Genomic DNA, 22,691 nt, shown 5'->3' with positions numbered 1-22,691 from the left:
AGGGAGTCGTCTTCTGGGGCGACGCCCGGTGCTTCCCTCGGTTCGGGGGTCCGGGGAGAGCCGTTGCCGGGACGAGGAGGACGGGGCATGGTGCAGAAGGCCAAGATCCTCCTGGTCGATGACCGGCCGGAGAATCTGCTGGCGCTGGAGGCCATTCTCTCCGCGCTCGATCAGACGCTGGTGCGGGCATCGTCCGGGGAGGAAGCGCTCAAGGCGCTGTTGACGGACGACTTCGCGGTCATCCTGCTCGACGTCCAGATGCCGGGAATGGACGGTTTCGAGACCGCCGCCCACATCAAGCGGCGCGAGCGGACCCGGGACATCCCGATCATCTTCCTCACCGCCATCAACCACGGCCCCCACCACACCTTCCGGGGGTACGCGGCCGGGGCGGTCGACTACATCTCCAAGCCCTTCGACCCGTGGGTGCTGCGCGCCAAGGTCTCCGTCTTCGTCGAGCTCTACATGAAGAACTGCAAGCTGCGCGAGCAGGCCGCCCTGCTGCGGCTGCAGTTGGAGGGCGGCGGAGAGGGCGGTCACGGCAAGGAGTCCGCCGGGCTGCTCGCCGAGCTCTCCGCCCGGCTCGCGGCCGTCGAGGAGCAGGCCGAGGCCCTGTCGAAGCAGCTCGACGACGACTCCGCCGACGCGGCGGCCGTCGCCACCGCCGCGCACCTGGAGCGCAAGCTCACCGGGCTGCGCCGGGCCCTGGACGCGCTGGAGCCGGGTACGGGCGCCGCGCCGACCCTGCCCGCCCAGAGCTGACGCTCCGTCACCTGTCGTCCCGTCCGGCGGGGGCCACCGTGATGCGGCGTCAGCACCGCGCTGCGGCACGGACGACACGAACGGGTGAGGCGGACAGGCGCTCCCCACACCCCTCCTCACACCGGTAACCTCGGCATCATGGCTTCACGTACGTCCGGCAAGGGTTCCCAGGGCACGGCGGGCACCGCGAAACCGCGCGCCGGCCGGACGACGGGTGCCGCGAAGAAAGCGGCGCCCGCGAAGTCCCCCGCCAAACCGCCCGCGAAGAAGGCGCCGGCCAAGAAGGCAGCGCCCGCCAAGCGCGCGCCCGCGCGGAAGACCGCCGCGAAGAAGGCCGCCCCGCGCCCCGCCCCGTCCCCGACCGGGGGCGTCTACCGGCTCGCGCGCGGCGCCTGGCTCGGCCTCGCCCACGGCATCGGGGCGATGTTCCGGAGCATAGGACGCGGCGCCAAGGGGCTCGACCCCGCACACCGCAAGGACGGGCTCGCGCTGCTCCTCCTCGCCCTCGCGCTGATCGTCGCCGCCGGCACCTGGTCCAACCTGCGCGGCCCGGTCGGCGACCTCGTCGAGATGCTCGTGACCGGATCCTTCGGCCGGCTCGACCTGCTCGTGCCGCTGCTCCTCGGGGCGATCGGCATCCGGCTCATCCTGTATCCGGAGAAGCCCGAGGCCAACGGCCGGATCAGCATCGGCCTCTCCGCACTCGTCATCGGCATCCTCGGACAGGTGCACATCGCCTGCGGTTCACCGGGGCGCGGCGACGGCAGCGCGGCCATGCAGGACGCCGGCGGGCTCATCGGCTGGGCCGCGTCCCAGCCCCTCGTCTTCATGATGGGCGAGGTCCTCGCCGTACCGATGCTGGTGCTGCTCACCGTCTTCGGGCTGCTCGTGGTCACCGCCACCCCGGTCAACGCGATCCCGCAGCGGCTGCGCGCGCTCGGCGCCAGGCTGGGCGTCGTCGAGCTCCCGTACGACCCGGCGGAGGCCGAGGAGTACGGGGAACGCCCGGACCACGAGGCGTACGACGAGGAGTGGCGACCCGCGCGACCCGCCCGGCGCCGCCCGGTCGGACCCGCGGAGCCGTACGACGTCGACCGGGCCGAGACGGAGACGCCGGAGCGGCGCGGCCGTCCGACCCGCCGGAGCTCCGGCCTGGACCCGGTGGACGTCGCCGCGGCGGCCGCCGCGGCGCTCGACGGCGCCGTGCTGAACGGCATGCCGCCCTCGCCGATCGTCGCCGACCTGACCAAGGACGTCACCGCCGAGCGGAACGCCGCCCTGGCCGCCTCCGCGGCCCCGGCCACGGAAGCCGCCGAGAAGGCCGCGCCCGTACCGCCGGCCCGCGGGGGAGACCGCCCCGGCGGAGGCGTACCCGACCTGACGAAGCCGGCGCCCGAGCCGGCCGACCTGCCGCCCCGGGCCGAGCAGCTCCAGCTCGCGGGCGACATCACGTACTCCCTGCCCTCGCTCGACCTGCTGGAGCGTGGCGGTCCCGGCAAGACCCGCAGCGCCGCCAACGACGCGGTCGTCGACGCGCTCTCCAACGTCTTCGTCGAGTTCAAGGTCGACGCGGCCGTCACCGGCTTCACGCGCGGTCCGACGGTCACGCGGTACGAGGTGGAGCTCGGCCCGGCCGTGAAGGTCGAGAAGATCACGGCCCTGACCAAGAACATCGCCTACGCCGTGGCCTCGCCCGACGTACGGATCATCAGCCCGATCCCCGGGAAGTCCGCGGTCGGCATCGAGATCCCGAACAGCGACCGCGAGATGGTCAACCTCGGGGACGTGCTGCGGCTCGCGGACGCGGCCGGGGACGAGCACCCGATGCTCGTCGCGCTCGGCAAGGACGTCGAGGGCGGCTACGTGATGGCCAACCTGGCGAAGATGCCGCACGTCCTGGTCGCCGGCGCCACGGGCTCCGGAAAGTCCTCGTGCATCAACTGCCTGATCACGTCGGTCATGATAAGAGCGACCCCGGAGGACGTCCGGATGGTGCTGGTCGACCCCAAGCGGGTCGAGCTCACCGCCTACGAGGGCATCCCGCACCTGATCACCCCGATCATCACCAACCCCAAGAAGGCCGCCGAGGCCCTCCAGTGGGTGGTGCGCGAGATGGACCTGCGCTACGACGACCTGGCCGCCTTCGGCTACCGGCACATCGACGACTTCAACCAGGCCATCCGGGACGGCAAGATCAAGCTGCCCGAGGGCAGCGAGCGCGAGCTCAACCCGTACCCGTACCTCCTGGTGATCGTCGACGAGCTGGCCGACCTGATGATGGTCGCGCCGCGCGACGTCGAGGACTCGATCGTCCGCATCACCCAGCTGGCGCGCGCCGCCGGCATCCACCTGGTGCTCGCCACCCAGCGGCCGTCCGTGGACGTCGTCACCGGTCTGATCAAGGCGAACGTGCCCTCGCGGCTCGCGTTCGCCACCTCCTCGCTCGCCGACAGCCGGGTCATCCTGGACCAGCCCGGCGCCGAGAAGCTGATCGGCAAGGGCGACGGCCTCTTCCTGCCGATGGGTGCCAACAAGCCCGTCCGCATGCAGGGCGCGTTCGTCACCGAGGCCGAGGTCGCGGCCGTCGTGCAGCACTGCAAGGACCAGATGACGCCCGTCTTCCGGGACGACGTCACCGTCGGCACCAAGCAGAAGAAGGAGATCGACGAGGACATCGGCGACGACCTCGACCTGCTGTGCCAGGCGGCCGAGCTGGTCGTCTCGACGCAGTTCGGCTCCACCTCGATGCTCCAGCGGAAGCTGCGCGTGGGCTTCGCGAAGGCCGGCCGGCTGATGGACCTGATGGAGTCGCGGAACATCGTCGGACCGAGCGAGGGGTCGAAGGCGCGCGACGTGCTCGTCAAGCCGGACGAGCTGGACGGGGTCCTCGCCGTGATCCGCGGGGAGTCGGGGGAGTAGGACCCGTCCGGCGGACCGGGGCCCGCGGCGTCCGGTCCGCCGGACGGGCCCCGCGAGTGTGCCTCCTCCGGGGCCGGGTACCCGATCGAGATCAGCCCGAGACTCACTCGTAAGGGAACGGAGGGCAACCGTTTCCCCTGGCCGTACGTCAAGTTGGAGGAAGGGACAGCAGGATGTCCCAGCCTCATGGCGTACAAACAGCACCCGCCCGGTTGCCCCACCCTTTCGTACCACCCATAGACTGAACGTCCAGCAGGTGGCTACACGCTCGAAAGGCGCTCTCGTGTCCATCGGCAACTCCCCCGAAGACGACCGGACCTTCCCGGCAGACGACCGGGACTCGATCGGTCGCGCTCTCCAGCAGGCCCGAATCGCCGCCGGTCTCACCGTCGAAGAGGTCAGTGCCTCCACCCGTGTCCGGATCCCGATCGTGCACGCGATCGAGGAGGACGACTTCTCGCGCTGTGGCGGCGACGTCTACGCCCGCGGCCACATCCGTACCCTCGCGCGCGCCGTCGCCCTCGATCCGGCTCCGCTGATCGAGCAGTACGACGCCGAGCACGGCGGCCGTCCCGCGCCCACTCCCGCCGCCCCGCTCTTCGAGGCGGAACGTATCCGCCCCGAGCCGCGGCGGCCCAACTGGACCGCCGCGATGGTCGCGGCCATCGTCGCCGTCGTCGGATTCGTCGGCTTCACGATGTTCAACGGCAACGAGACCTCGAACGGCACCACCGTGGCCGACGGCGGCCCGGCCCCCGCCCCGGAGAAGGCCACCTCCGCGACCAAGCCGAAGCCGGTCAAGCCCGCCGCGCCCAAGCCCACCGAGAGCGCGATCGCCGCGGTCCCGCAGGACAAGGTCACGGTCAAGCTCTCCGCGATCGACGACAAGAGCTGGATCTCGGCCAAGGCGCACGACGGCAAGCTCCTCTTCGACGGTCTCCTCCTCAAGGGCGAGTCCAAGACCTTCCAGGACGACGAGCGCGTGGACCTGGTCCTCGGCAACGCCGGCGCGATCGAGCTCTACGTGAACGGCAAGAAGCTCGCCGACAAGTTCGAATCCGGCCAGGTCGAGCGGCTCAGCTACACCAAGGGCGACCCCGAGGCCGGCTGAGCCCCGTGATGTGACCTCTGTCGCGCAGGTGAACCCTGCGCGACGGGGGAACGGCCGGGACGAAGTAGTCTTGAGTCCATGCCCGAACGCCGCACCGTCGCCCTTGTCACTCTTGGCTGCGCCCGTAACGAGGTGGACTCGGAGGAGCTCGCAGGCCGCTTGGCAGCGGACGGCTGGGAGCTCGTCGAGAACGCCGAGGAAGCGGACGTCGCCGTCGTCAACACCTGCGGATTCGTCGAGGCCGCCAAGAAGGACTCCGTCGACGCCCTCCTCGAAGCCAATGATCTGAAGGACCACGGCAGGACCCAGGCCGTCGTCGCCGTCGGCTGCATGGCCGAGCGCTACGGCAAGGAGCTCGCCGAGGCCCTCCCGGAGGCCGACGGCGTCCTCGGCTTCGACGACTACGCCGACATCTCCAACCGCCTCCAGACCATCCTCAGCGGTGGCAGCGTCGAGGCCCACACCCCGCGCGACCGGCGCAAGCTGCTGCCGCTGTCCCCCGTGGAGCGCCAGGAGGCCGCCGCGGCCGTGGCCCTGCCGGGACACGGCGACGCCACCGAGGCGCCCGCCGAGGCCCCGGCCGACCTGCCCGAGGGGATCGCGCCCGCCTCCGGCCCGCGCGCCCCCCTCCGCCGCCGTCTGGACACCAGCCCCGTCGCCTCCGTGAAGCTGGCCTCCGGCTGCGACCGCCGCTGCTCCTTCTGCGCCATCCCCTCCTTCCGCGGCTCCTTCGTCTCGCGCCGCCCCTCGGACGTGCTGAACGAGACGCGCTGGCTCGCCGAGCAGGGCGTCAAGGAGGTCATGCTGGTCTCCGAGAACAACACCTCCTACGGCAAGGACCTCGGCGACATCCGGCTCCTGGAGAGCCTGCTGCCCGAGCTGGCCTCGGTGGACGGCATCGAGCGCGTCCGCGTGAGCTACCTCCAGCCCGCCGAGATGCGCCCGGGCCTGATCGACGTCCTCACGTCGACCGAGAAGGTCGTGCCCTACTTCGACCTGTCCTTCCAGCACAGCGCCCCGGACGTGCTGCGGGCCATGCGCCGCTTCGGCGACACCGACCGCTTCCTGGAGCTCCTGGAGACCATCCGCTCCAAGGCTCCCACCGCCGGTGCCCGGTCCAACTTCATCGTCGGCTTCCCCGGCGAGACCGAGGCGGACTTCGCCGAGCTGGAACGCTTCGTCACCCACGCGCGCCTCGACGCCATCGGCGTCTTCGGCTACTCCGACGAGGACGGCACCGAGGCCGCCACGTACGAGCACAAGCTGGACCAGGACGTCGTCGACGAGCGGCTCGCCCACCTCTCCCGGCTCGCAGAGGAGCTCACCGCGCAGCGCGCGGAGGAGCGCCTCGGAGAGACCCTGGAAGTACTCGTCGAGTCCTTCGACGAGGAGGACGGCTGGATCGGCCGCGCCGCCCACCAGGCGCCCGAGACCGACGGGCAGGTGGTCCTCACCACGGCCGACGGTACGAGCCCCGACCTGGCCCCGGGCCGTATGGTCAGTGCGAAGGTCGTCGGCACGGAGGGCGTCGACCTGGTGGCCGAGTGTCTTTTCGAGGAGGCGGGCAGATGACCGGAGTCCCGGCATCCGCGACGGGCGGGACCGGTAGGCCGGCGCCCCGCGGCAAGCTGGGCGCGGCGGCTGTCAACCAGGCCAGCCTGTGGAACATCGCGAACATCCTCACCATGATCCGGCTCGTCCTCGTACCGGGCTTCGTGGTGCTGCTGCTCCAGGACGGCGGGCACGACCCCGTCTGGCGGGCCTGGGCGTGGGCGGCGTTCGCGGTGGCCATGATCACGGACGTCTTCGACGGGCACCTCGCCCGTACGTACAACCTGGTCACCGACTTCGGGAAGATCGCCGACCCCATCGCCGACAAGGCGATCATGGCCGCCGGACTCGTCTCGCTCTCCGCGCTCGGGGACCTTCCCTGGTGGGTGACCTCGGTCATCCTGGCCCGTGAGCTCGGCATCACCCTGATGCGGTTCTGGGTCATCCGGCACGGGGTCATCCCCGCCAGCCGCGGCGGCAAGATGAAGACGCTCGCCCAGGGCACCGCCGTCGGCATGTACGTCCTCATGCTCACCGGGCCGCTGGCCACCCTCCGCTTCTGGGTGATGGCGCTGGCCGTCGTGCTGACGGTCGTCACCGGTCTGGACTACGTACGCCAGGCGGTCGTCCTGCGGCGCAAGGGACTCGCGGCGGAGCGGGCCGCCGCGCGGTCGGAGACGGCGGCGCGATGAGCGAGGCCGCCCGGGTGCTGGAGCTGCTCGCGGAGCGTGAGCAGACGGTGGCCGCCGCGGAGTCGCTCACGGGCGGTCTCGTGGCCGCCGCGCTCACCGGGGCGCCCGGCTCCTCGGTGTCCTTCCTGGGGTCGGTCGTCGCCTACGCCACGGCCCTCAAGCACGAGCTCCTGGACGTCGACGAGACCCTGCTGGCGGACCGCGGAGCGGTGGATCCCGAGGTCGCGCTGCAGATGGCGGCCGGTGTGCGGGACCGGCTCGGCGCCGACTGGGGCATCTCGACGACCGGGGTGGCGGGGCCCGCCGAGCAGGACGGACAGCCCGTCGGAACGGTCTACGTGGCCGTCGCGGGACCGGCCGCGACGAGCGCCCGCGCCGGGAAAGTGGTGTCGTTGAGGTTGAACGGCGACCGTGAGGAAATCCGTAGAGAGAGCGTACGGAGCGTGCTGGAACTGCTCCGTGAGGAACTCTCGGGAAATGCGCGGGCACAGGATACGGAACACAACGGGGGGAATTGATGTTTGCAGCCCTGAGTGAACACGACATCGCTCCCCGCACGGCCGCAGCGCGAGGCGGTACGGTGGGGCGTGAAGGATGCGGCTACGCGGTCCGAGGAGGGAGCCACCGATGATTCTGCTCCGTCGCCTGCTGGGTGACGTGCTGCGTCGGCAGCGCCAGCGCCAGGGCCGTACTCTGCGCGAAGTCTCCTCGTCCGCCCGAGTCTCGCTCGGCTATCTCTCCGAGGTGGAGCGGGGGCAGAAGGAGGCTTCCTCCGAACTGCTCTCCGCGATCTGCGACGCGTTGGACGTACGGATGTCCGAGCTCATGCGCGAAGTGAGCGACGAGCTGTCGCTGGCCGAACTGGCCGAGTCGGCAGCGTCGAGCGAACCGGTGCCGACACCGGTACGTCCGATGCTCAATTCGGTGTCGGTGACGTCGGTGGCCGGTGTGCCCACCGAGCGGGTGACCATCAAGGCGCCCGCGGAAGCGGTGGACGTCGTCGCTGCCTGAACCGAAGTGGGGCGAAGCTCCGGTCGGTGCTCTGTTCACAGAGCGCTGACCGGGGCTTTTCCTGTTTCCGGCTCATTTCCGGTCTTGTTGTGAGGGAGTTCGGGGCGGTTTCCCTGAGATGCCGGGTTCCGGGGTGGCGTGCCATGGTGGGAAGGACGTCCGACTGGGCCGTGTGCGCCGGGTCTGCCACCGGTGCGCCCTCCCGCAGGGGGATCCTGCCGGTCTAGCGTCGACCGCAGGAGGCGGCCATGGTACGGCGACGGGTTCCGCTGGTGACGCTCGCTCTGCTCGCGTGCGGCCTTGCGGTCGGAGGGCTCTGGTGGTGGGCGGTACTGCGTCTGCTGCTCGTGCCGGGCGAGTCCGGGCCTGTCGAGGGAGCGGTGGCCGCGGGCGGCTGGGGGCTGAGCCTGCTGCCGGTGCACGTGGCGGCGTCGTCGGGACGGCGCGGTGCGGCCGACTCCGCCGGACGGGCCGGAGGGCTCGCCGGGGCGGTGCTGCCCGGTGCCGTCGCCCGGCGGGTCACCGGCCGGGGGGCCGCCGGCTCGGGGGATGTCGGCCGGGGGATCGTCGGTCCGGGGCGCGTCGGCCGGGGGATCGTCGGCCGGGTGGTCACCAGGGCATCGCGACGCCGCCGTTGGGGCGGAGGATCTGACCGGTCGTGAACGCGGAGGCGTCGGAGGCGAGGTGCAGGACCGCGTGCGCGATGTCCTCGGCCTCGCCGACCCGTCCCAGCGGTGAGTGACGGACCATCGCGGCCTCGGCCTGCAGTTGGGCGGCCGGCTCGTGGCGGTCCGTCATCGGGGTGCGGATCCAGCCCGGGGCGACCGCGTTGACCCGGATGCCGTGCGGGCCCGCCTCCGTCGCCAGGGTCTTCGTCAGCTGGACGACGGCCGCCTTGGTGACGCTGTAGCAGAGCAGGCCCGGGCTCGCGGTGTCCATCGCGCCCGAGGCCATCGTCACGATCGAGCCGGGCACGTTGGAGGCGATCATCGAACGGGCCGCCTCCTGGCAGGCGTAGAGCACGCCCTTGAAGTTGACGGCGAGGACGCGGTCGAGGTCCTCGTCCCGGGTGTCCAGGACCGTGCTCGTGTGCATGATGCCGGCGATGGCGGCCATGACGTGGAGCGGGCCGACGGCGCGGACGGCCGCCGCCAGTGCGGGCCTGTCGGTGACGTCCAGGGGGTGGGTGTGCGCGGCGCCGCCCTGCCGGGCGATCAGGGCCGCGGTCTCCTCGAGGCCGTCCTCGTCGCGGTCGGCGCAGTGCACGGTGGCACCGGCCCGCGCGAGGAGGGCCGCGGTGGCGCGGCCGATGCCGCTCGCGGCGCCCGTGACGAACGCGGTGCGGCCGGTCAGGTCGTATGCCGGGAGAGTCGTCGTCATGTCCGGACCGTACGACCGTATCTGACGGTCCGTCAATTGTTGTGGTCGCTCCTGCCGGGCTTTCCGTCCCGGTTTCCGTCGGGTCCCCGCTGGCAGCCGGGGCACCAGTACGTGACCCGGTCGCCGAGCTCCGCCTTGCGGATCGGGGCACCGCAGCGGAGGCAGGGCCGGCCCTCGCGGCCGTAGACGTGGAGGGGGGTGCCCGGATGGCGGGTGGTCGTGGTGCGCCGGTCCGGACGGTCCTTGTTCGCGTCGAGCAGGCGATGGGCCGTGGCGACCAGACGGGCCGGGACCTCCGGGGCGAGCTCGCCCACCGGGAGCCAGGGGGTGACGGCGGCGAGGAAGGCCAGCTCCGACTTGTACACGTTGCCGATGCCGGCCAGGTTGCGCTGGTCGAGCAGGGCCTCGCCGAGGGAGCGCTCCGGGTCGGCGCCGAGCCGTCGGACGGCCTCCTCCGGATCCCAGTCCGGGCCGAGCAGGTCCGGACCCAGATGGCCGACGACGCGGGACTCCTCGGCGGTACGGATGAGCTCCAGGACGGGGAGGCGGTAGCCGTACGCGGTGGACTCGGCGTTCCCGAGGATCGCCCTGATCTGGTGCTCGGGGCCGCCGCGCGGGCGCTCCCCGGTGGCGTACACCCGCCAGGCGCCGTCCATCCGCAGATGCGAGTGGAGGGTGAGCCCGCCCTCGATCCGGGCCAGCAGGTGCTTGCCGCGCGGGGTGACGTCCAGGAGCGTGCGGCCGGTGAGGTCGGCGGTCGCGAACCGGGGCACACGGAGGTCCGAGCGGGTCAGGACCCGCCCGGCGAGCGCGGCGTGCAGGCGGTGGGCGGCCTGCCAGACGGTGTCTCCTTCGGGCACGGGTCCATTGTGGGGCCGCGGGGCTTTGCGGTGCCGGGTGGTGGGCGGTGCCCTTGCGCCCGTTGCGGGCGGGCGCTCCGGCGGGGCGGTGCCCGTCCCCCGGGCCCGGTTGTGGGCAGTCGTTCCGCTGGACGGTGCCCCCCGCATCCGTGGCGGGCGCGCCCGCCGGGGCGGTGCCCGCCCTTCGTACCCCCGTTGTGGGCAGTCGTTCCGCTGGGGCGGAACGGGTGGGCACAACGGAACGGCGCCCTTGCCGGCGCCCGAGGCTTTCGCGCCTGAACCCGCACCGGGAGCGCGGCGCACAACGTGGTGCGGGTCAAGGCGCGGAAGGCGGAGCGCGCCCGCAGGGCGCCGTCCCGTGTGCCCACCCTCCCCCAAGCTCTCGGCTTCGCTCGAGCAGGGGGGACCCCCCTCGCCCCAGCGGGGACGATTGCCCACACGGCGGGTGGCGGGAGGGGGCCCGGCCCGCGGGCGGGCGTCCCGGTGGGTCAGGGGCGTAGGCGGAGGCCTCTGGGGGTGGCGAGGAAGCCAGCCGCTTCCAGGGGGCGGGACAGGGGGGACGTCAGGGACGCGGTGCCGTTGATCCGCTCCACCGTGACCGTCCCCAGCGCACCCGCCTTCGCCGACCCGGCCAGCGCCTCCGCCGCCGCCCTCAGGGCCGGATCGTCCGGGTCCGTCGGCCAGGAGAGGAGCGTCTTGCCGCCGCGCTCCATGTAGAGCGTGAGCTCGCCGTCGACCAGGACCACCATCGCGCCCGCCTTGCGGCCCGGCTTGTGCCCGGCGCCCGTCGGCGGCTCGGGCCAGGACAGCGCCGCACCGTACGCGTTCGCCGGGTCGGCGGCGGCGAGGACCACGGCACGCGGCCCGGCCGCCGCCTCGGCGCCCCGGTCGCGGGCGGTCGCCGCCGCCCGCAGCCGGTCCACGGCCCCGTCCATCGCGAACTGCGCCGCGCCGAGCCCCTCCACGACGTAGCCGCGTCGGGCCTGCCCGCTGTCCTCGAAGGCGGCCAGGATCCGGTACGTGGCCGAGAAACCGCCCTCCACCCCCTCGGCGGCCACCGCGCCCCGGGTGACCACGCCGTGCCGGTCCAGGAGGGTGCGGGCCAGGGCGTGCGCCCGGTGCGTCGGCTCCGGCTCGGCGGGCGGCAGGAGGGACCAGCGGCCGGAGACCGTCGGCGGCCCCGTCCGCGAGGCGGGGCGGGCCGCGGCGGTCAGCGTGCCGTACCGGCCGCGCGGGACCGTGCGCCGCGCGCGGTGGGCGGTGGCGCCGGCCGTGCGGCCCGAACCGAGGAGCGCGCGCAGCGGGGCCAGGGTGTCGTTGGTGAGCTGGCCCGACCAGGCCAGGTCCCACAGGGCGTCGGCGAGCTGCGGATCGGTGGCGTCAGGGTGCGTGGTGGCCCGGATCTGGTCGGCGATCTGCCGGAAGAACAGGCCGTACCCGCCGGAGAGGGCGGTGAGCACCGACTCGTGCAGGGCGGACGTCTCCAGCGGGTGCGGCGGCGGGAGGAGCAGGGGCGCCGCGTCCGCGAGGTAGAGCGAGACCCAGCCGTCCTTGCCGGGCAGCGAGCCCGCCCCCGCCCAGACGACCTCCCCGGTGGTCGTCAGCTCGTCGAGCAGTGCCGGGGAGTAGTCCCGGACCCGGGACGGCAGGATCAGCTTCTCCAGGGCCGAGGCCGGGACCGGCGCACCCTGGAGCTGCTCGATCGCGCGCGCGAGGCCGTCGATGCCGCGCAGGCTGTTGCCGCCCAGGTGCTGCCACTGCGGCAGGAAGGTGGCGAGGGCCGCCGGGGGCACCGGCTCCAGCTCCTGGCGCAGGGCCGCCAGGGAGCGGCGGCGCAGCCGCCGCAGCACCGTCGCGTCGCACCACTCCTGGCCGATCCCGGAGGGGTGGAACTCGCCCTGGACGACCCTGCCCGAGGCGGCGAGGCGCTGGAGGGCGCCGTCGGTGACGGCCGCGCCGAGACCGAAGCGGGCGGCGGCCTGCGAGGAGGTGAACGGGCCGTGCGTGCGCGCGTGGCGCGCGAGCAGGTCGCCCAGCGGGTCCTTGACCGGCTCGGTGAAGGCCTCGGGAACGCCGACCGGCAGGGCCGTGCCCAGGGCGTCCCGGAGCCGGCCCGCGTCCTCGATCGCCGCCCAGTGGTCACGGCCGCCGATCCGCACCCGGATCGCACGCCGGGCCGCCTCGAGCTCGGGTGCCAAGGCCGACGAGGCGCCGCGCTCGGCCAGCTCCCCGTCCGTCAGGGGCCCGAGGACCCGCAGCAGGTCGGCGACGCCCTCCACGTCCTTGACGCGGCGGTCCTCGGTCAGCCACTGGAGCTCCCGCTCCAGCTCCGCCAGGACCTCGGGGTCGAGCAGCTCCCGCAGCTCCGCCTGGCCGAGGAGCTCCGCGAGCAGCCGGGAGTCCAGCGAGAGCGCGGCCGCCCGCCGCTCGGCGAGCGGGGAGTCCCCCTCGTACAGGAACTGCGCCACGTACCCGAAGAGGAGCGAGCGGGCGAAGGGCGAGGGCTCGGGGGTGGTGACCTCGACGAGCCGCACCCGGCGGGCCTCGATGTCCCCCATCAGCTCCGTCAGGCCGGGCAGGTCGAAGACGTCCTGGAGGCACTCGCGGACGGCCTCCAGGACGATCGGGAACGAGCCGAACTCGCTCGCCACCTGGAGGAGCTGGGCCGCCCGCTGCCGCTGCTGCCAGAGCGGGGTGCGCTTGCCGGGGTTGCGCTTGGGCAGCAGCAGGGCGCGCGCCGCGCACTCGCGGAAGCGGGAGGCGAACAGCGCGGAGCCGCCCACCTGGTCGGTGACGATCTGCCCGATCTCGCCCCGGTCGAAGAGCGTGTCGGCCGCACCGACGGGCGCCTTGTCCGCGTCGTAGGTCGTGTCCAGGTGCCGGCCCGGGTCGACCGGCTCGTGGTCCAGGAGGTCCAGGCCCATGTCCAGGCCCATCAGATCGGCGTCAGGCAGGCGCAGCACGATGCCGTCGTCCGCGTGCATCACCTGAGCGTCCATGCCGTACCGCTCGGCGAGCCGCGCGCCGAGCGCCAGCGCCCACGGGGCGTGCACCTGCGCCCCGAAGGGGGAGTGGATGACGACCCGCCAGTCACCGAGCTCGTCGCGGAAGCGCTCGACCAGGATCGTCCGGTCGTCCGGCACATGGCCGCAGGCCTCGCGCTGCTCCCTGAGGTACGCGAGGACGTTCTCCGCGGCCCAGCCGTCCAGGCCCGCGGCGAGCAGCCGCAGGCGCGCGTCCTCGTCCCCGAGGGCGCCGATCTCGCGGAGGAACGCGCCCACCGCCCGCCCCAGTTCGAGCGGGCGGCCCAGCTGGTCGCCCTTCCAGAAGGGCAGCCGGCCCGGCACGCCCGGCGCGGGGGAGACGAGGACCCGGTCCCGGGTGATGTCCTCGATCCGCCAGGAGGTGGTGCCGAGCGTGAAGACGTCGCCGACCCGCGACTCGTACACCATCTCCTCGTCGAGCTCGCCGACCCGGCCCCCGCTCTTCTTGGGGTCCGAGCCCGCCAGGAAGACGCCGAACAGGCCGCGGTCGGGGATCGTGCCGCCCGAGGTGACCGCGAGCCGCTGCGCCCCGGGCCGCCCCGTGACCGTCCCGGCCACCCGGTCCCAGACCACGCGCGGGCGCAGCTCGGCGAAGGCGTCCGAGGGGTAGCGGCCGGCCAGCATGTCGAGGACGCCCGTGAACGCCGACTCGGGCAGCGAGGAGAAGGGCGCCGCCCTGCGCACCACCGCGAGCAGGTCGTCCACCTGCCAGGTGTCGAGCGCGACCATCGCGACCAGCTGCTGCGCGAGGACGTCCAGCGGATTGGCGGGGATCCGCAGGGACTCGATCGCGCCGGAACGCATCCGCTCGGTGACCACGGCCGCCTGCACCAGATCGCCCCGGTACTTGGGGAAGACCACGCCCGTCGACACGGCGCCGACCTGGTGCCCGGCCCGGCCCACGCGCTGGAGCCCGGAGGCGACCGAGGGCGGCGACTCGACCTGCACCACCAGGTCGACCGCGCCCATGTCGATGCCCAGCTCCAGGCTGGAGGTGGCCACCACGGCGGGCAGCCGGCCCGCCTTCAGGTCCTCCTCCACCTGGGCGCGCTGCTCCTTGGACACCGACCCGTGGTGGGCCCGGGCGAGCAGCGGCGGGGCACCCTGCGCCGCCCCGGACTGGGCCATCACCTGGGCCGGGGGCGCCCCCTCGGGGAGCGGCTCACCGGTCGCCCGCTCGTACGCGATCTCGTTGAGCCGGTTGCACAGGCGCTCCGCGAGCCGACGGGAGTTCGCGAAGACGATCGTGGAGCGGTGGGACTGGACGAGGTCGGCGATCCGCTCCTCGACGTGCGGCCAGATCGACGGCTTGTCGCCGCCCTCCTTGCCCTCCGAGGCGGGGGAGCCCCCCAGCTCGCCCATGTCCTCGACGGGGACGACGACGGAGAGGTCGAACTCCTTGCCCGACGGCGGCTGCACGATCTCCACGGCACGCCCCGGGGAGAGGTAGCGGGCCACCTCGTCGACCGGGCGGACCGTGGCCGACAGGCCGATCCGGCGCGCAGGACGGGGCAGCAGCTCGTCCAGACGCTCCAAGGAGAGGGTCAGATGCGCGCCCCGCTTCGTGCCCGCGACCGCGTGGACCTCGTCCAGGATGACCGTCTCCACGCCCGTCAGCGCCTCGCGCGTGGCGGACGTCAGCATCAGGAACAGGGACTCGGGGGTGGTGATCAGGATGTCCGGTGGTCGCGTCGCGAGCGCCCGGCGCTCGGCCGCCGGGGTGTCCCCGGACCGGATCCCGACCCGGATGTCCGGCTCGGGCAGGCCCAGCCGCACCGACTCCTGGCGGATGCCGGTCAGCGGCGAGCGCAGGTTCCGCTCGACGTCCACGGCGAGGGCCTTCAGCGGAGACACGTACAGCACGCGGCAGCGCTTCCTCGCCTCGGCGGGCGGCGGGGAGGACGCGAGCCGGTCCAGGGAGGCGAGGAACGCCGCCAGCGTCTTGCCCGAGCCGGTCGGCGCGACGACGAGCACGTCGGAGCCCGCGCCGATGGCCTGCCAGGCGCCCTCCTGCGCCGCCGTGGGCGCGGAGAAGGCCCCGGTGAACCAACCACGGGTCGCGGGGGAGAACGAGTCGAGCGCGGACCTGACCATGCCCCCCATCGTGCACCCCGCCACTGACAACCGCCCGGACCTGGGCGATCCCCGTCGTCGGGGGCCGTCTGAGGGGCGCAGAATGGAGGGCATGGCCAGGGGCACGGAGAAGGACGGCGCGAGCGGGGAGCGTGCGCGGTACTGGCAGTACGCCGAGCTGCCAGGGGTCGACCTGCTGCACGCCCACTACATCCGCAAGGCCTTCGCCCGGCACACCCACGAGTCCTTCGTCTTCGCCGCCATCACCGAGGGCGTCGAGGCCTTCCACTACCGCGACGAGCTCGTCCACGCCGGCCCCGGGCAGATCGCCCTCGTCAACCCGGACACCCCGCACACCGGGCACGCGGCCGTCCCCGAGGGCTGGACCTACCGGACGATCTACCCCGACGCGGAGATCGTCCGCTCGATCGCCGCCGACACCCTCGCCCTGCGCGGGGAGGCCGGCTTCACCTCGCCCGTCGTCGACGACCCGTACGCCGCACAGCTCGTCGTCGGCGTCCACCGGGCCGCGGAGGAGGGCAACGCGCTCGCCGCGGACAGCCTCCTGCGCCTGGTGACCGCCCGGCTGCTGCGCAGCCACGGCGGGCTCGTCACCCCGCTCCCGCCCCGCTCCGCGGGCGCCCGGAACGCGGCACGCGCGCGTGACGTCCTGGAGGCCGGGATGGTCGATCCGCCGACCCTGGAGCGGCTCGCCTCCGACCTCGGCACCAGCCCGTTCGCCCTGCTCCGGGCCTTCCGCGAGGCGTACGGGATGCCTCCGCACACCTGGCTCACCGACGCGCGCGTGCGCCGGGCCAGGCAGCTCCTCGACGCGGGGACGCCCCCGGCGGAGGCGGCCGCCGCCGTCGGCTTCACCGACCAGTCGCACCTCAGCCGGCACTTCACCCGCAGCGTCGGGGTGCCGCCGGGCGCCTACCAGCGCGCGCGGGGCACGGGCCGGCAGGTTTCGCGGGCCGGTGCGTGAACGCAGGCGGGCAGGCCTTGCAGGTCGGCGCGGGAACGTCGATGGGCAGGTTCCGCAGGCCGGCACATGAGCGCCGACGGGCGGGCCCCGCAGACTGGCACGTGAACGCCGACGGGCAGGTCCCGCGGGTCGGTGCGTGAGCGCCGATGGGCAGGTTCCGCAGGCCGGTGCGTGAGCGGCGATGGGCAGGCCCCGCAGGGCGGTGCAAGAACGTACAAGACCGGGTCGGCACCGGCCCCGTAACGTCCCTGACGTGGCAGAACAGACAGCACCCCCCGTCATACGCGACGACACCCCGGCCAAGCCCGACGCGGCCGTCGTCCGCGACGCGCTCGGCGTCGGCGTCGCCGTCGGGCTCTCCGGCTTCGCCTTCGGCGTCACCTCGGCGGGCTCCGGCCTCAGCGTCCTCCAGACCTGCGTCCTCAGCCTGCTCGTCTTCACCGGCGCCTCGCAGTTCGCCCTGGTCGGAGCGCTCGCCGCGGGCGGCAACCCCTTCACGGCCGCCGCCGGCGCCTTCTTCCTGGGCACCCGCAACGCCTTCTACGGACTGCGGCTCTCCCAGCTCCTCGCCCTGCCGAAGGTCGTCAAGCCCTTCGCGGCGCACTGGGTGATCGACGAGACCACGGCCGTCGCGCTCCCCCAGCCGACCCGCCGGGCCGCCCGGATCGGCTTCACCGTCACCGGCCTCACCCTGTACGTCCTGTGGAACCTGACCACGCTCCTCGGAGCGCTCGGTGCCGAGGCGATCGGCGACACCGCGGCCTGGGGCCTCGACGCCGCCGGCCCCGCCGTCTTCCTGGCCCTGCTCGCCCCCATGCTGAAGTCCGCCACCGAGCGCGCCACCGCCGGGATCGCCGTCCTGCTCGGCCTCGGGCTGCTGCCCGTCCTGCCCGCGGGCGTCCCGGTCCTCGCCGCCGCCCTCGCCGCGCCCGCCGTGCTCTGGGCCCAGGGCTGGCGCACCGCCCCCACCGGACGAGAGAAGGACTCCCGATGAACGTCTGGATCGCGATCGCCCTCACCGCCGCCGGGTGCTACCTCGTCAAGCTCGTCGGCCTGCTCGTGCCCGCGGGAGCGCTGGAACGCCCGCTCGTCCAGCGGCTCGCCGCCCTGCTCCCCGTCGCGCTGCTCGCCGCGCTCACCGCCCAGCAGACCTTCAGCGCGGGCGGCGACCTCGTCCTGGACGCCCGGGCCGCCGGACTCGCCGCGGCCGCCGTCGCGCTCGTCCTGCGCGCGCCCTTCCTGGTCGTCGTGGGCGCGGCCGTCGTCGTCACGGCGGGGGTCCGGGCCCTGGGCTGGTGACGGCGGCGACCGTACCCCTCCGCCCTGGGGCGGGCCGGCCCGCCCGACCCGGCCTGCTCGCCCGACCCGACCCGACCCGACCCGACCCGACCCCACCCGACCCGACCCCACCCGGCCCGCCCGGCCGTCCCGCCTCAGCCGATCGTGCGGCCGTGCGCCCGGAGGGTGCGCAGCGCCTCGATGGTGGCGATCGGGCGCCACTCCAGGGCCGAGCCGGGCGCCCAGGCGTCCCGGCGGGCCGGCCAGCCACCGTCCTCCCGCTGGTCGGCTTCGAGCCGGTCGAGCGAGCGGGCCATCTCCGCGTCCGTGAACCAGCGTCCGGCGAGCGAGTCCGGCACGCGCGCGTAGTCGTGCGGGTGGAAGACCTCGCCGGGCGCGTACCCGTCCGCCATCGAGTGGTCCTCGGGCTGGTCGGGGTCCAGGGCGGCGAGCCGCTGCTCACGGACGAGACGTCCGAGCCGGTCGGCGGCCGCCTCCGCGCGGGGGCGGTCGGGAGCGCCGTCCAGGAAGGCGACGGCCGCCTGGATCTCGTACGGATGGGACTTCTCGAGCGACTCCACGGCCGACCAGCAGAACTCGGTGGCCCGGAACAGCCACGCGTGCCACACCTGGTTGCGGTGCAGCACGCCGACCACCGGGCCGGTCGAGAGCAGCGCGCTCGGCGGGGAGTCGACGACCGGGAGGAAGGGTGCCGAGGGGTAGCCGCGCTGGGAGGGGTGGATCGCGGGGAGCGCCCCGTCGTGCGTGGACACCTCCGTGAGGTAGCGGCAGATCCGCTCCACGCGCAGCCCGCCGCAGCGGCCGATGGTGTCCAGGACCCGCAGCCCGTGCGCGGTGTGCAGGGGCTGGCTGACCGGACCGCGCAGATCCGGTTCGAGGGCGTGCCCGTAGCCGCCGTCCTCGTTGAGGTACGCCATGAGGGCCGTCTCGACCTGGTCCGGGCCACCGCGCAGGAAGTGGTAGGCGAACCGGCGCTGTTCGAGGACGCGGGCCGTCAGCCAGACGAAGCGCTCGGCGCGAGCCAGGGGAGTGGAGGGCGGGGAGGAGAGGGGGTTTTCGGCCATGCTCCGACCGTAGGGCGGAAAAGCGCGGTGACAAGGTCTGCGGAGCGGGCTGCACTCTTGGGAGCGGGATACTGGATTCATGCGGTTGACGATTTTCTGGGAACGGATGGCCGACCACTTCGGTGCGTCCTACGCCGAGTCCTTCGCTCGTGACCATGTGATGGCGGAGCTCGGGGGTCGGACGGTACGGGAGGCACTGGACGCCGGCTGGGAGGCGAAGGACGTGTGGCGTGCCGTGTGCGCGGCCGTCGACGTACCGGCCGACAAGCGGTGACCGGAAGGCGAACCGCGGGGTGAAGCGGGCGATCTCACGGGGTCCCGGGTGGAATGTCCGCGCGGTGCGCGAGACTGGCGGGGTGGCCCCGACTGACGACACCGACAAGACCGAACCGAACGATGTGCCCGAAGTGCCCGAAGTGCCGGACGCGACGACTTCTCCGGAGCCGGAGCGGGTTGCCGGCGTGACGGCTTCCCCAGACCCAGACGCGGAGCCAGTCGCGGGTGGGACGGCTTCCCCGGAGCCGGAGCCGGAACCGGAACCGGCTCCGGCTCCGGTCGTCGGCGCGGTGCCGGAGACAGGGGCCGGGGGGAGCGCCGCGGCGGGCACGCCCGCGGCTCCGGCAGCCGTGCCGTCGGAGGCGACGGCCGGCCCGGCCGCCGGGTCCGCGCGGATGCCGCGCTGGCTGCCCCGCGCGCTCGTGCTCGCCCTCGCGCTCTACGCCGTCTTCCTGCTGGGCAACTGGGCCTTCCACCAGCTCGTCGGCCTCCTCGTCAACATCCTGCTGGCCTTCTTCCTCGCCCTCGCCATCGAGCCGGCCGTCGGACGCATGGCGGCGCGCGGGATGCGCCGCGGCCTCGCCACCTTCCTCGTCTTCTTCGCCGTCATGGTCTTCGGCCTCGGCTTCGTCGTCCTCCTCGGCTCGATGCTGGCCGGGCAGATCGTGGACATGGTCGAGAACTTCCCGAAGTACCTCGACTCGCTGATCAACTGGCTCAACCAGAACTTCCACACGGACCTCTCGCGCGTCGAGGTCCAGGACAGCGTGCTCAGCTCCGACTGGCTGCAGAAGTACGTGCAGAACAGCGCGTCCGGCGTCCTCGACGTCTCCGCCACCGTCCTCGGCGGACTGTTCCGGCTCCTGACGATCTTCCTCTTCGCGTTCTACTTCGCGGCCGACGGGCCCAGGCTGCGCCGCGCGCTCTGCTCCGTCCTGCCGCCCGTCCGGCAGGCCGAGGTGCTGCGGGCGTGGGAGATCGCCGTCGACAAGACCGGCGGCTACCTCTACTCGCGCGGGCTGATGGCCCTCATCTCGGGCATCGCGCACTTCGTGCTCTTCGAGATCCTGGGCGTGCCGTACGCCCCGGCGCTCGCCGTGTGGGTCGGCCTGGTCTCGCAGTTCATCCCGACCATCGGCACCTACCTCGCCGGTGCCCTGCCGATGCTGATCGCCTTCACGGTCAACCCCTGGTACGCGCTGTGGGTGCTCGGCTTCGTCGTGATCTACCAGCAGTTCGAGAACTACGTGCTGCAGCCGAAGCTCACCTCGAAGACCGTGGACATCCACCCGGCGGTGGCGTTCGGCTCGGTCATCGCGGGGACGGCGCTGCTCGGGGCCGTCGGCGCGCTGATCGCCATTCCGGCCGTCGCCACCCTCCAGGCCTTCCTCGGCGCGTACGTGAAGCGGTACGACGTCACGGACGACCCGCGCGTCCACGGCCACCGCAGGTACGGCGAGGCGGTCGTGGCCCGGCTGCAGAAGGCCCTGCACCACAAGAAGGAGTCCTGAGGCGCCGGGATCCGTCTCACGGGCTCAGAGGTACGAGGGGCCCGTCACCCGGTGCCGGAAGGCGTGCCGGATCCATGCCTGGACGGCCACCAGGACCGGGGTGACGGCCAGCAGGGCGGGCACGAGCAGCCGGAGCGTGGTCGGCGCGGCCGTCCGCTCGGCCAGGGGCAGCGCGGTGCCCGCCCACAGCGGCAGCGCGGCCAGCAGGGCGCCGGTGAGCGCGAAGGACTGCCAGGGGCGCCCGGCGCGTCCGACGAGCCGACGGGCCCGCTCGTACGGCACGCCCGTGAGGCGCAGCGCGGCGAACCCGAGCCCGTGCGCGGCGAACAGCGCGGCCACGGCGAGCGCCGTGAGCACCGCCGTCAGGCCCGTCGCCGGGGCGTACGGGCGACCGGTCAGCAGGGCCGCGAGCAGCCACCCCCAGGAGAGCGCGACGGTCCAGCTGCCGCACGCCACGGCGGCGTCGCAGCCCGCGCGCCAGCGGGGCCCGGGGCCCCCGGCGCGCGACCAGAGCCCCACGTCCCGAAGGATCCAGCCGGCCAGGAGGGCCACGAGGACCGGGAACTGGCCGCTCAGGAGCTCCCCTTCGAGGGCGGGGAAGCAACCGACGAGGACACCGGCGGTGGCGACCAGCCAGACCTCGTCGCCCAGGAAGAAGGGGGCGAAGGAGGCGAGGACGAGGCGCCGCTCGCGGTCGTCCCGGCCGAGCCAGGGGGTGAGCATGCCGGTGCCGATGTCCGCCCCGGCGAGGACGGACCAGCCCACGGTGAAGAAGGCGAGCAGGGCGATGGCCAGGGTCTCCACGGAGGCTCCTCGGTGTCGATGGGTGGTGCGGGCCGTTCAGTAGCGGGGAGCCGGCAGCGAGTCCGCCGGGTCGGGCGGCGTCCCTCCCTCGCCGTCGGCGGCATCCGGGCGCTCGTCGTGACCGAGGCCGGACTCGACGGGGCCGCGGCGGGCGTGCCGGGCCAGGAGCCAGGCGTTGAGGAGGGCGAGCGCCACGAAGACGGTGGTGAAGACGGTGAGGGAGAGGCGCATGGTGCCGGGGGAGAGGTCCGAGACGGCGTCCTCCGTCCTGAGGAGCCCGTAGACCACCCACGGCTGCCGCCCCGCCTCCCGGAAGACCCAGCCGCCGATCATCGCGAGGTACGGCAGCGGCACGGCCGCCATCAGGACGAGGTGCCAGAGCCGGAACCGGAAGACGGCCTTCTTGAAGCAGGCCAGGATCACCCCGGCGAAGCACAGGTACATCATCAGCGCGAAGCTGATGAGCATCACCAGACCGCCGCCCCGGGTCCACGCCTCCGAGGGCACGTAGTCGCCCGGCCCGAAACGGTTCGTCATCTCCGCCTGCACGCGCGCGATCTCGGCCGCCTTCCCGCTGAAGACGGCCGACTTCATGGGCTGGAAGGTGGTGAGGGTGCCGAACTGCAGTCCGCCGAAGACGGCCGCGGCCATCAGCGCGGGCGCCGACAGGAAGACCCCGACGCGCAGGCCGCTGCCGAAGAACTCCCACTCCGGGCTGCGCCGGAAGAGGTGGTACGCGCTCACCCCCGCCATGAAGAAGCCGGCGGTCAGCAGGGCGCCCGCCAGGACGTGCCCGAAGGCGAGCAGCGCGGAGGGGTTGGTGAGGACGGCGACCGGGTCGTCGAGGACCAGCTCGCCGCCTTCGGAGGCGTACCCCACGGGGTGGTTGAGGAAGCCGTTGGAGACGAGGATCCAGTACGCCGAGAGGTAGGCGGTCAGGACGACGATCCAGATCGCGGCCAGATGGGCCCAGCGGTTGAGCCGGTGCCAGCCGAAGATCCACAGGCCGAGGAAGGTCGACTCGACGAAGAACGCCACGATCGTCTCGACGGCGAGCGAGGCCCCCAGGACGTTGCCCGCCTCGTGGGTGAGCCCGCTCCACGCCATGCCGAACTGGAACTCCATCACGAGGCCGGTGACGATCCCGACCGCGTAGTTGATCACGTACAACCGGCCCCAGAACCGCACCATGCGCGCGTGCAGCGGCTTCCGGCTGAACGTCGCCCGGGTCTGGAGCGCGGCCACGACGGTCGCGAGCCCCAGGGTGAGGGCGACGAAGAGGAAGTGGCCGCCCGCGGTGAGGGCGAACTGCAGCCGCGCGAGATCGAGTACGTCCTGATTCACCCGGT

The 22,691-nt window shown here is 73.4% G+C and carries 18 protein-coding genes; 12 read left to right on the top strand and 6 right to left on the bottom strand.

What is annotated here, in order from left to right; all coding sequences use genetic code 11:
• Positions 1 to 87 precede the first annotated feature (87 nt).
• The 7 genes from BLW86_RS10450 (at position 88) to BLW86_RS10420 (ending at position 8,046) form a co-directional block, all read left to right on the top strand.
• Positions 88 to 762, top strand: a complete 675-nt coding sequence (locus BLW86_RS10450; RefSeq protein WP_093873786.1) for a response regulator — start codon at positions 88 to 90, stop codon at positions 760 to 762.
• Positions 763 to 900: 138 nt separating this feature from the next.
• Positions 901 to 3,681, top strand: coding sequence for a DNA translocase FtsK (locus BLW86_RS10445; RefSeq protein ID WP_093873785.1), 2,781 nt, complete (start codon positions 901 to 903; stop codon positions 3,679 to 3,681).
• A 283-nt stretch (positions 3,682 to 3,964) separates the two neighbouring features.
• Positions 3,965 to 4,792 (top strand): helix-turn-helix domain-containing protein, encoded by an 828-nt coding sequence (locus tag BLW86_RS10440; protein WP_093873784.1) that lies wholly within the window; start codon positions 3,965 to 3,967, stop codon positions 4,790 to 4,792.
• Positions 4,793 to 4,870: 78 nt separating this feature from the next.
• Complete coding sequence (gene rimO / locus BLW86_RS10435; RefSeq protein WP_093873783.1) at positions 4,871 to 6,364, top strand: 30S ribosomal protein S12 methylthiotransferase RimO; 1,494 nt, start codon at positions 4,871 to 4,873, stop codon at positions 6,362 to 6,364.
• Entirely contained in the window at positions 6,361 to 7,035 is a 675-nt protein-coding gene (pgsA, locus tag BLW86_RS10430) for a CDP-diacylglycerol--glycerol-3-phosphate 3-phosphatidyltransferase (protein ID WP_093873782.1), read from the top strand. Before rimO ends, pgsA begins: the two co-directional genes overlap by 4 nt.
• Entirely contained in the window at positions 7,032 to 7,553 is a 522-nt protein-coding gene (locus BLW86_RS10425; RefSeq protein ID WP_093873781.1) for a CinA family protein, read from the top strand. Before pgsA ends, BLW86_RS10425 begins: the two co-directional genes overlap by 4 nt.
• A 109-nt stretch (positions 7,554 to 7,662) precedes the next feature.
• Positions 7,663 to 8,046 (top strand): helix-turn-helix domain-containing protein, encoded by a 384-nt coding sequence (locus BLW86_RS10420; protein WP_093873780.1) that lies wholly within the window; start codon positions 7,663 to 7,665, stop codon positions 8,044 to 8,046.
• 609 nt (positions 8,047 to 8,655) lie between these two features.
• On the opposite strand, the gene BLW86_RS10410 is transcribed toward BLW86_RS10420, so the two are convergent.
• The 3 genes from BLW86_RS10410 to BLW86_RS10400 all read right to left on the bottom strand — a co-directional run bounded on the left by BLW86_RS10410 (position 8,656) and on the right by BLW86_RS10400 (position 15,424).
• Positions 8,656 to 9,426 (bottom strand): SDR family NAD(P)-dependent oxidoreductase, encoded by a 771-nt coding sequence (locus tag BLW86_RS10410; protein WP_093878605.1) that lies wholly within the window; start codon positions 9,424 to 9,426, stop codon positions 8,656 to 8,658.
• A gap of 32 nt (positions 9,427 to 9,458) precedes the next feature.
• Positions 9,459 to 10,286 (bottom strand): DNA-formamidopyrimidine glycosylase family protein, encoded by an 828-nt coding sequence (locus BLW86_RS10405; protein WP_093873778.1) that lies wholly within the window; start codon positions 10,284 to 10,286, stop codon positions 9,459 to 9,461.
• A gap of 488 nt (positions 10,287 to 10,774) precedes the next feature.
• Positions 10,775 to 15,424, bottom strand: a complete 4,650-nt coding sequence (locus BLW86_RS10400; RefSeq protein ID WP_093873777.1) for an Lhr family ATP-dependent helicase — start codon at positions 15,422 to 15,424, stop codon at positions 10,775 to 10,777.
• A gap of 91 nt (positions 15,425 to 15,515) precedes the next feature.
• On the opposite strand from BLW86_RS10400, the gene BLW86_RS10395 reads away from it, so the two are divergent.
• The 3 genes from BLW86_RS10395 to BLW86_RS10385 all read left to right on the top strand — a co-directional run bounded on the left by BLW86_RS10395 (position 15,516) and on the right by BLW86_RS10385 (position 17,687).
• Positions 15,516 to 16,388 (top strand): AraC family transcriptional regulator, encoded by an 873-nt coding sequence (locus BLW86_RS10395; protein WP_093873776.1) that lies wholly within the window; start codon positions 15,516 to 15,518, stop codon positions 16,386 to 16,388.
• 253 nt (positions 16,389 to 16,641) lie between these two features.
• Positions 16,642 to 17,382 carry an AzlC family ABC transporter permease gene (locus tag BLW86_RS10390; RefSeq protein ID WP_093873775.1) on the top strand — a complete coding sequence of 247 codons (741 nt, stop codon included), beginning with the start codon at positions 16,642 to 16,644 and terminating at the stop codon, positions 17,380 to 17,382.
• Positions 17,379 to 17,687 (top strand): AzlD domain-containing protein, encoded by a 309-nt coding sequence (locus tag BLW86_RS10385; protein ID WP_093873774.1) that lies wholly within the window; start codon positions 17,379 to 17,381, stop codon positions 17,685 to 17,687. The genes BLW86_RS10390 and BLW86_RS10385 overlap by 4 nt, the downstream gene beginning before the upstream one ends.
• Before the next feature lie 134 nt (positions 17,688 to 17,821).
• Here BLW86_RS10385 and BLW86_RS10380 read toward each other — a convergent pair whose 3' ends face one another.
• Entirely contained in the window at positions 17,822 to 18,751 is a 930-nt protein-coding gene (locus tag BLW86_RS10380) for a hypothetical protein (protein WP_093873773.1), read from the bottom strand.
• 79 nt (positions 18,752 to 18,830) lie between these two features.
• Between BLW86_RS10380 and BLW86_RS10375 the strand changes: the two genes are divergently transcribed.
• Together BLW86_RS10375 and BLW86_RS10370 are read left to right on the top strand one after the other, a co-directional pair.
• The gene (locus BLW86_RS10375) at positions 18,831 to 19,025 is read left to right on the top strand and encodes a DUF3046 domain-containing protein (protein ID WP_041662943.1); all 195 of its coding nucleotides are present in this window, start codon (positions 18,831 to 18,833) and stop codon (positions 19,023 to 19,025) included.
• Positions 19,026 to 19,422: 397 nt separating this feature from the next.
• Positions 19,423 to 20,538, top strand: coding sequence for an AI-2E family transporter (locus tag BLW86_RS10370; protein ID WP_093878604.1), 1,116 nt, complete (start codon positions 19,423 to 19,425; stop codon positions 20,536 to 20,538).
• A 24-nt stretch (positions 20,539 to 20,562) separates the two neighbouring features.
• On the opposite strand, the gene BLW86_RS10365 is transcribed toward BLW86_RS10370, so the two are convergent.
• Positions 20,563 to 21,342, bottom strand: a complete 780-nt coding sequence (locus BLW86_RS10365; RefSeq protein ID WP_093873772.1) for a cytochrome d ubiquinol oxidase subunit II — start codon at positions 21,340 to 21,342, stop codon at positions 20,563 to 20,565.
• A gap of 36 nt (positions 21,343 to 21,378) precedes the next feature.
• Entirely contained in the window at positions 21,379 to 22,686 is a 1,308-nt protein-coding gene (locus tag BLW86_RS10360) for a cytochrome ubiquinol oxidase subunit I (protein ID WP_093873771.1), read from the bottom strand.
• Positions 22,687 to 22,691: the final 5 nt, after the last annotated feature.

It is taken from the genome of Streptomyces sp. TLI_105 (genome assembly GCF_900105415.1).
Lineage (GTDB): Bacteria > Actinomycetota > Actinomycetes > Streptomycetales > Streptomycetaceae > Streptomyces.
Note: the sequence above shows the minus strand (reverse complement) of the source record. Positions and strands in the feature narration are given on the sequence as shown.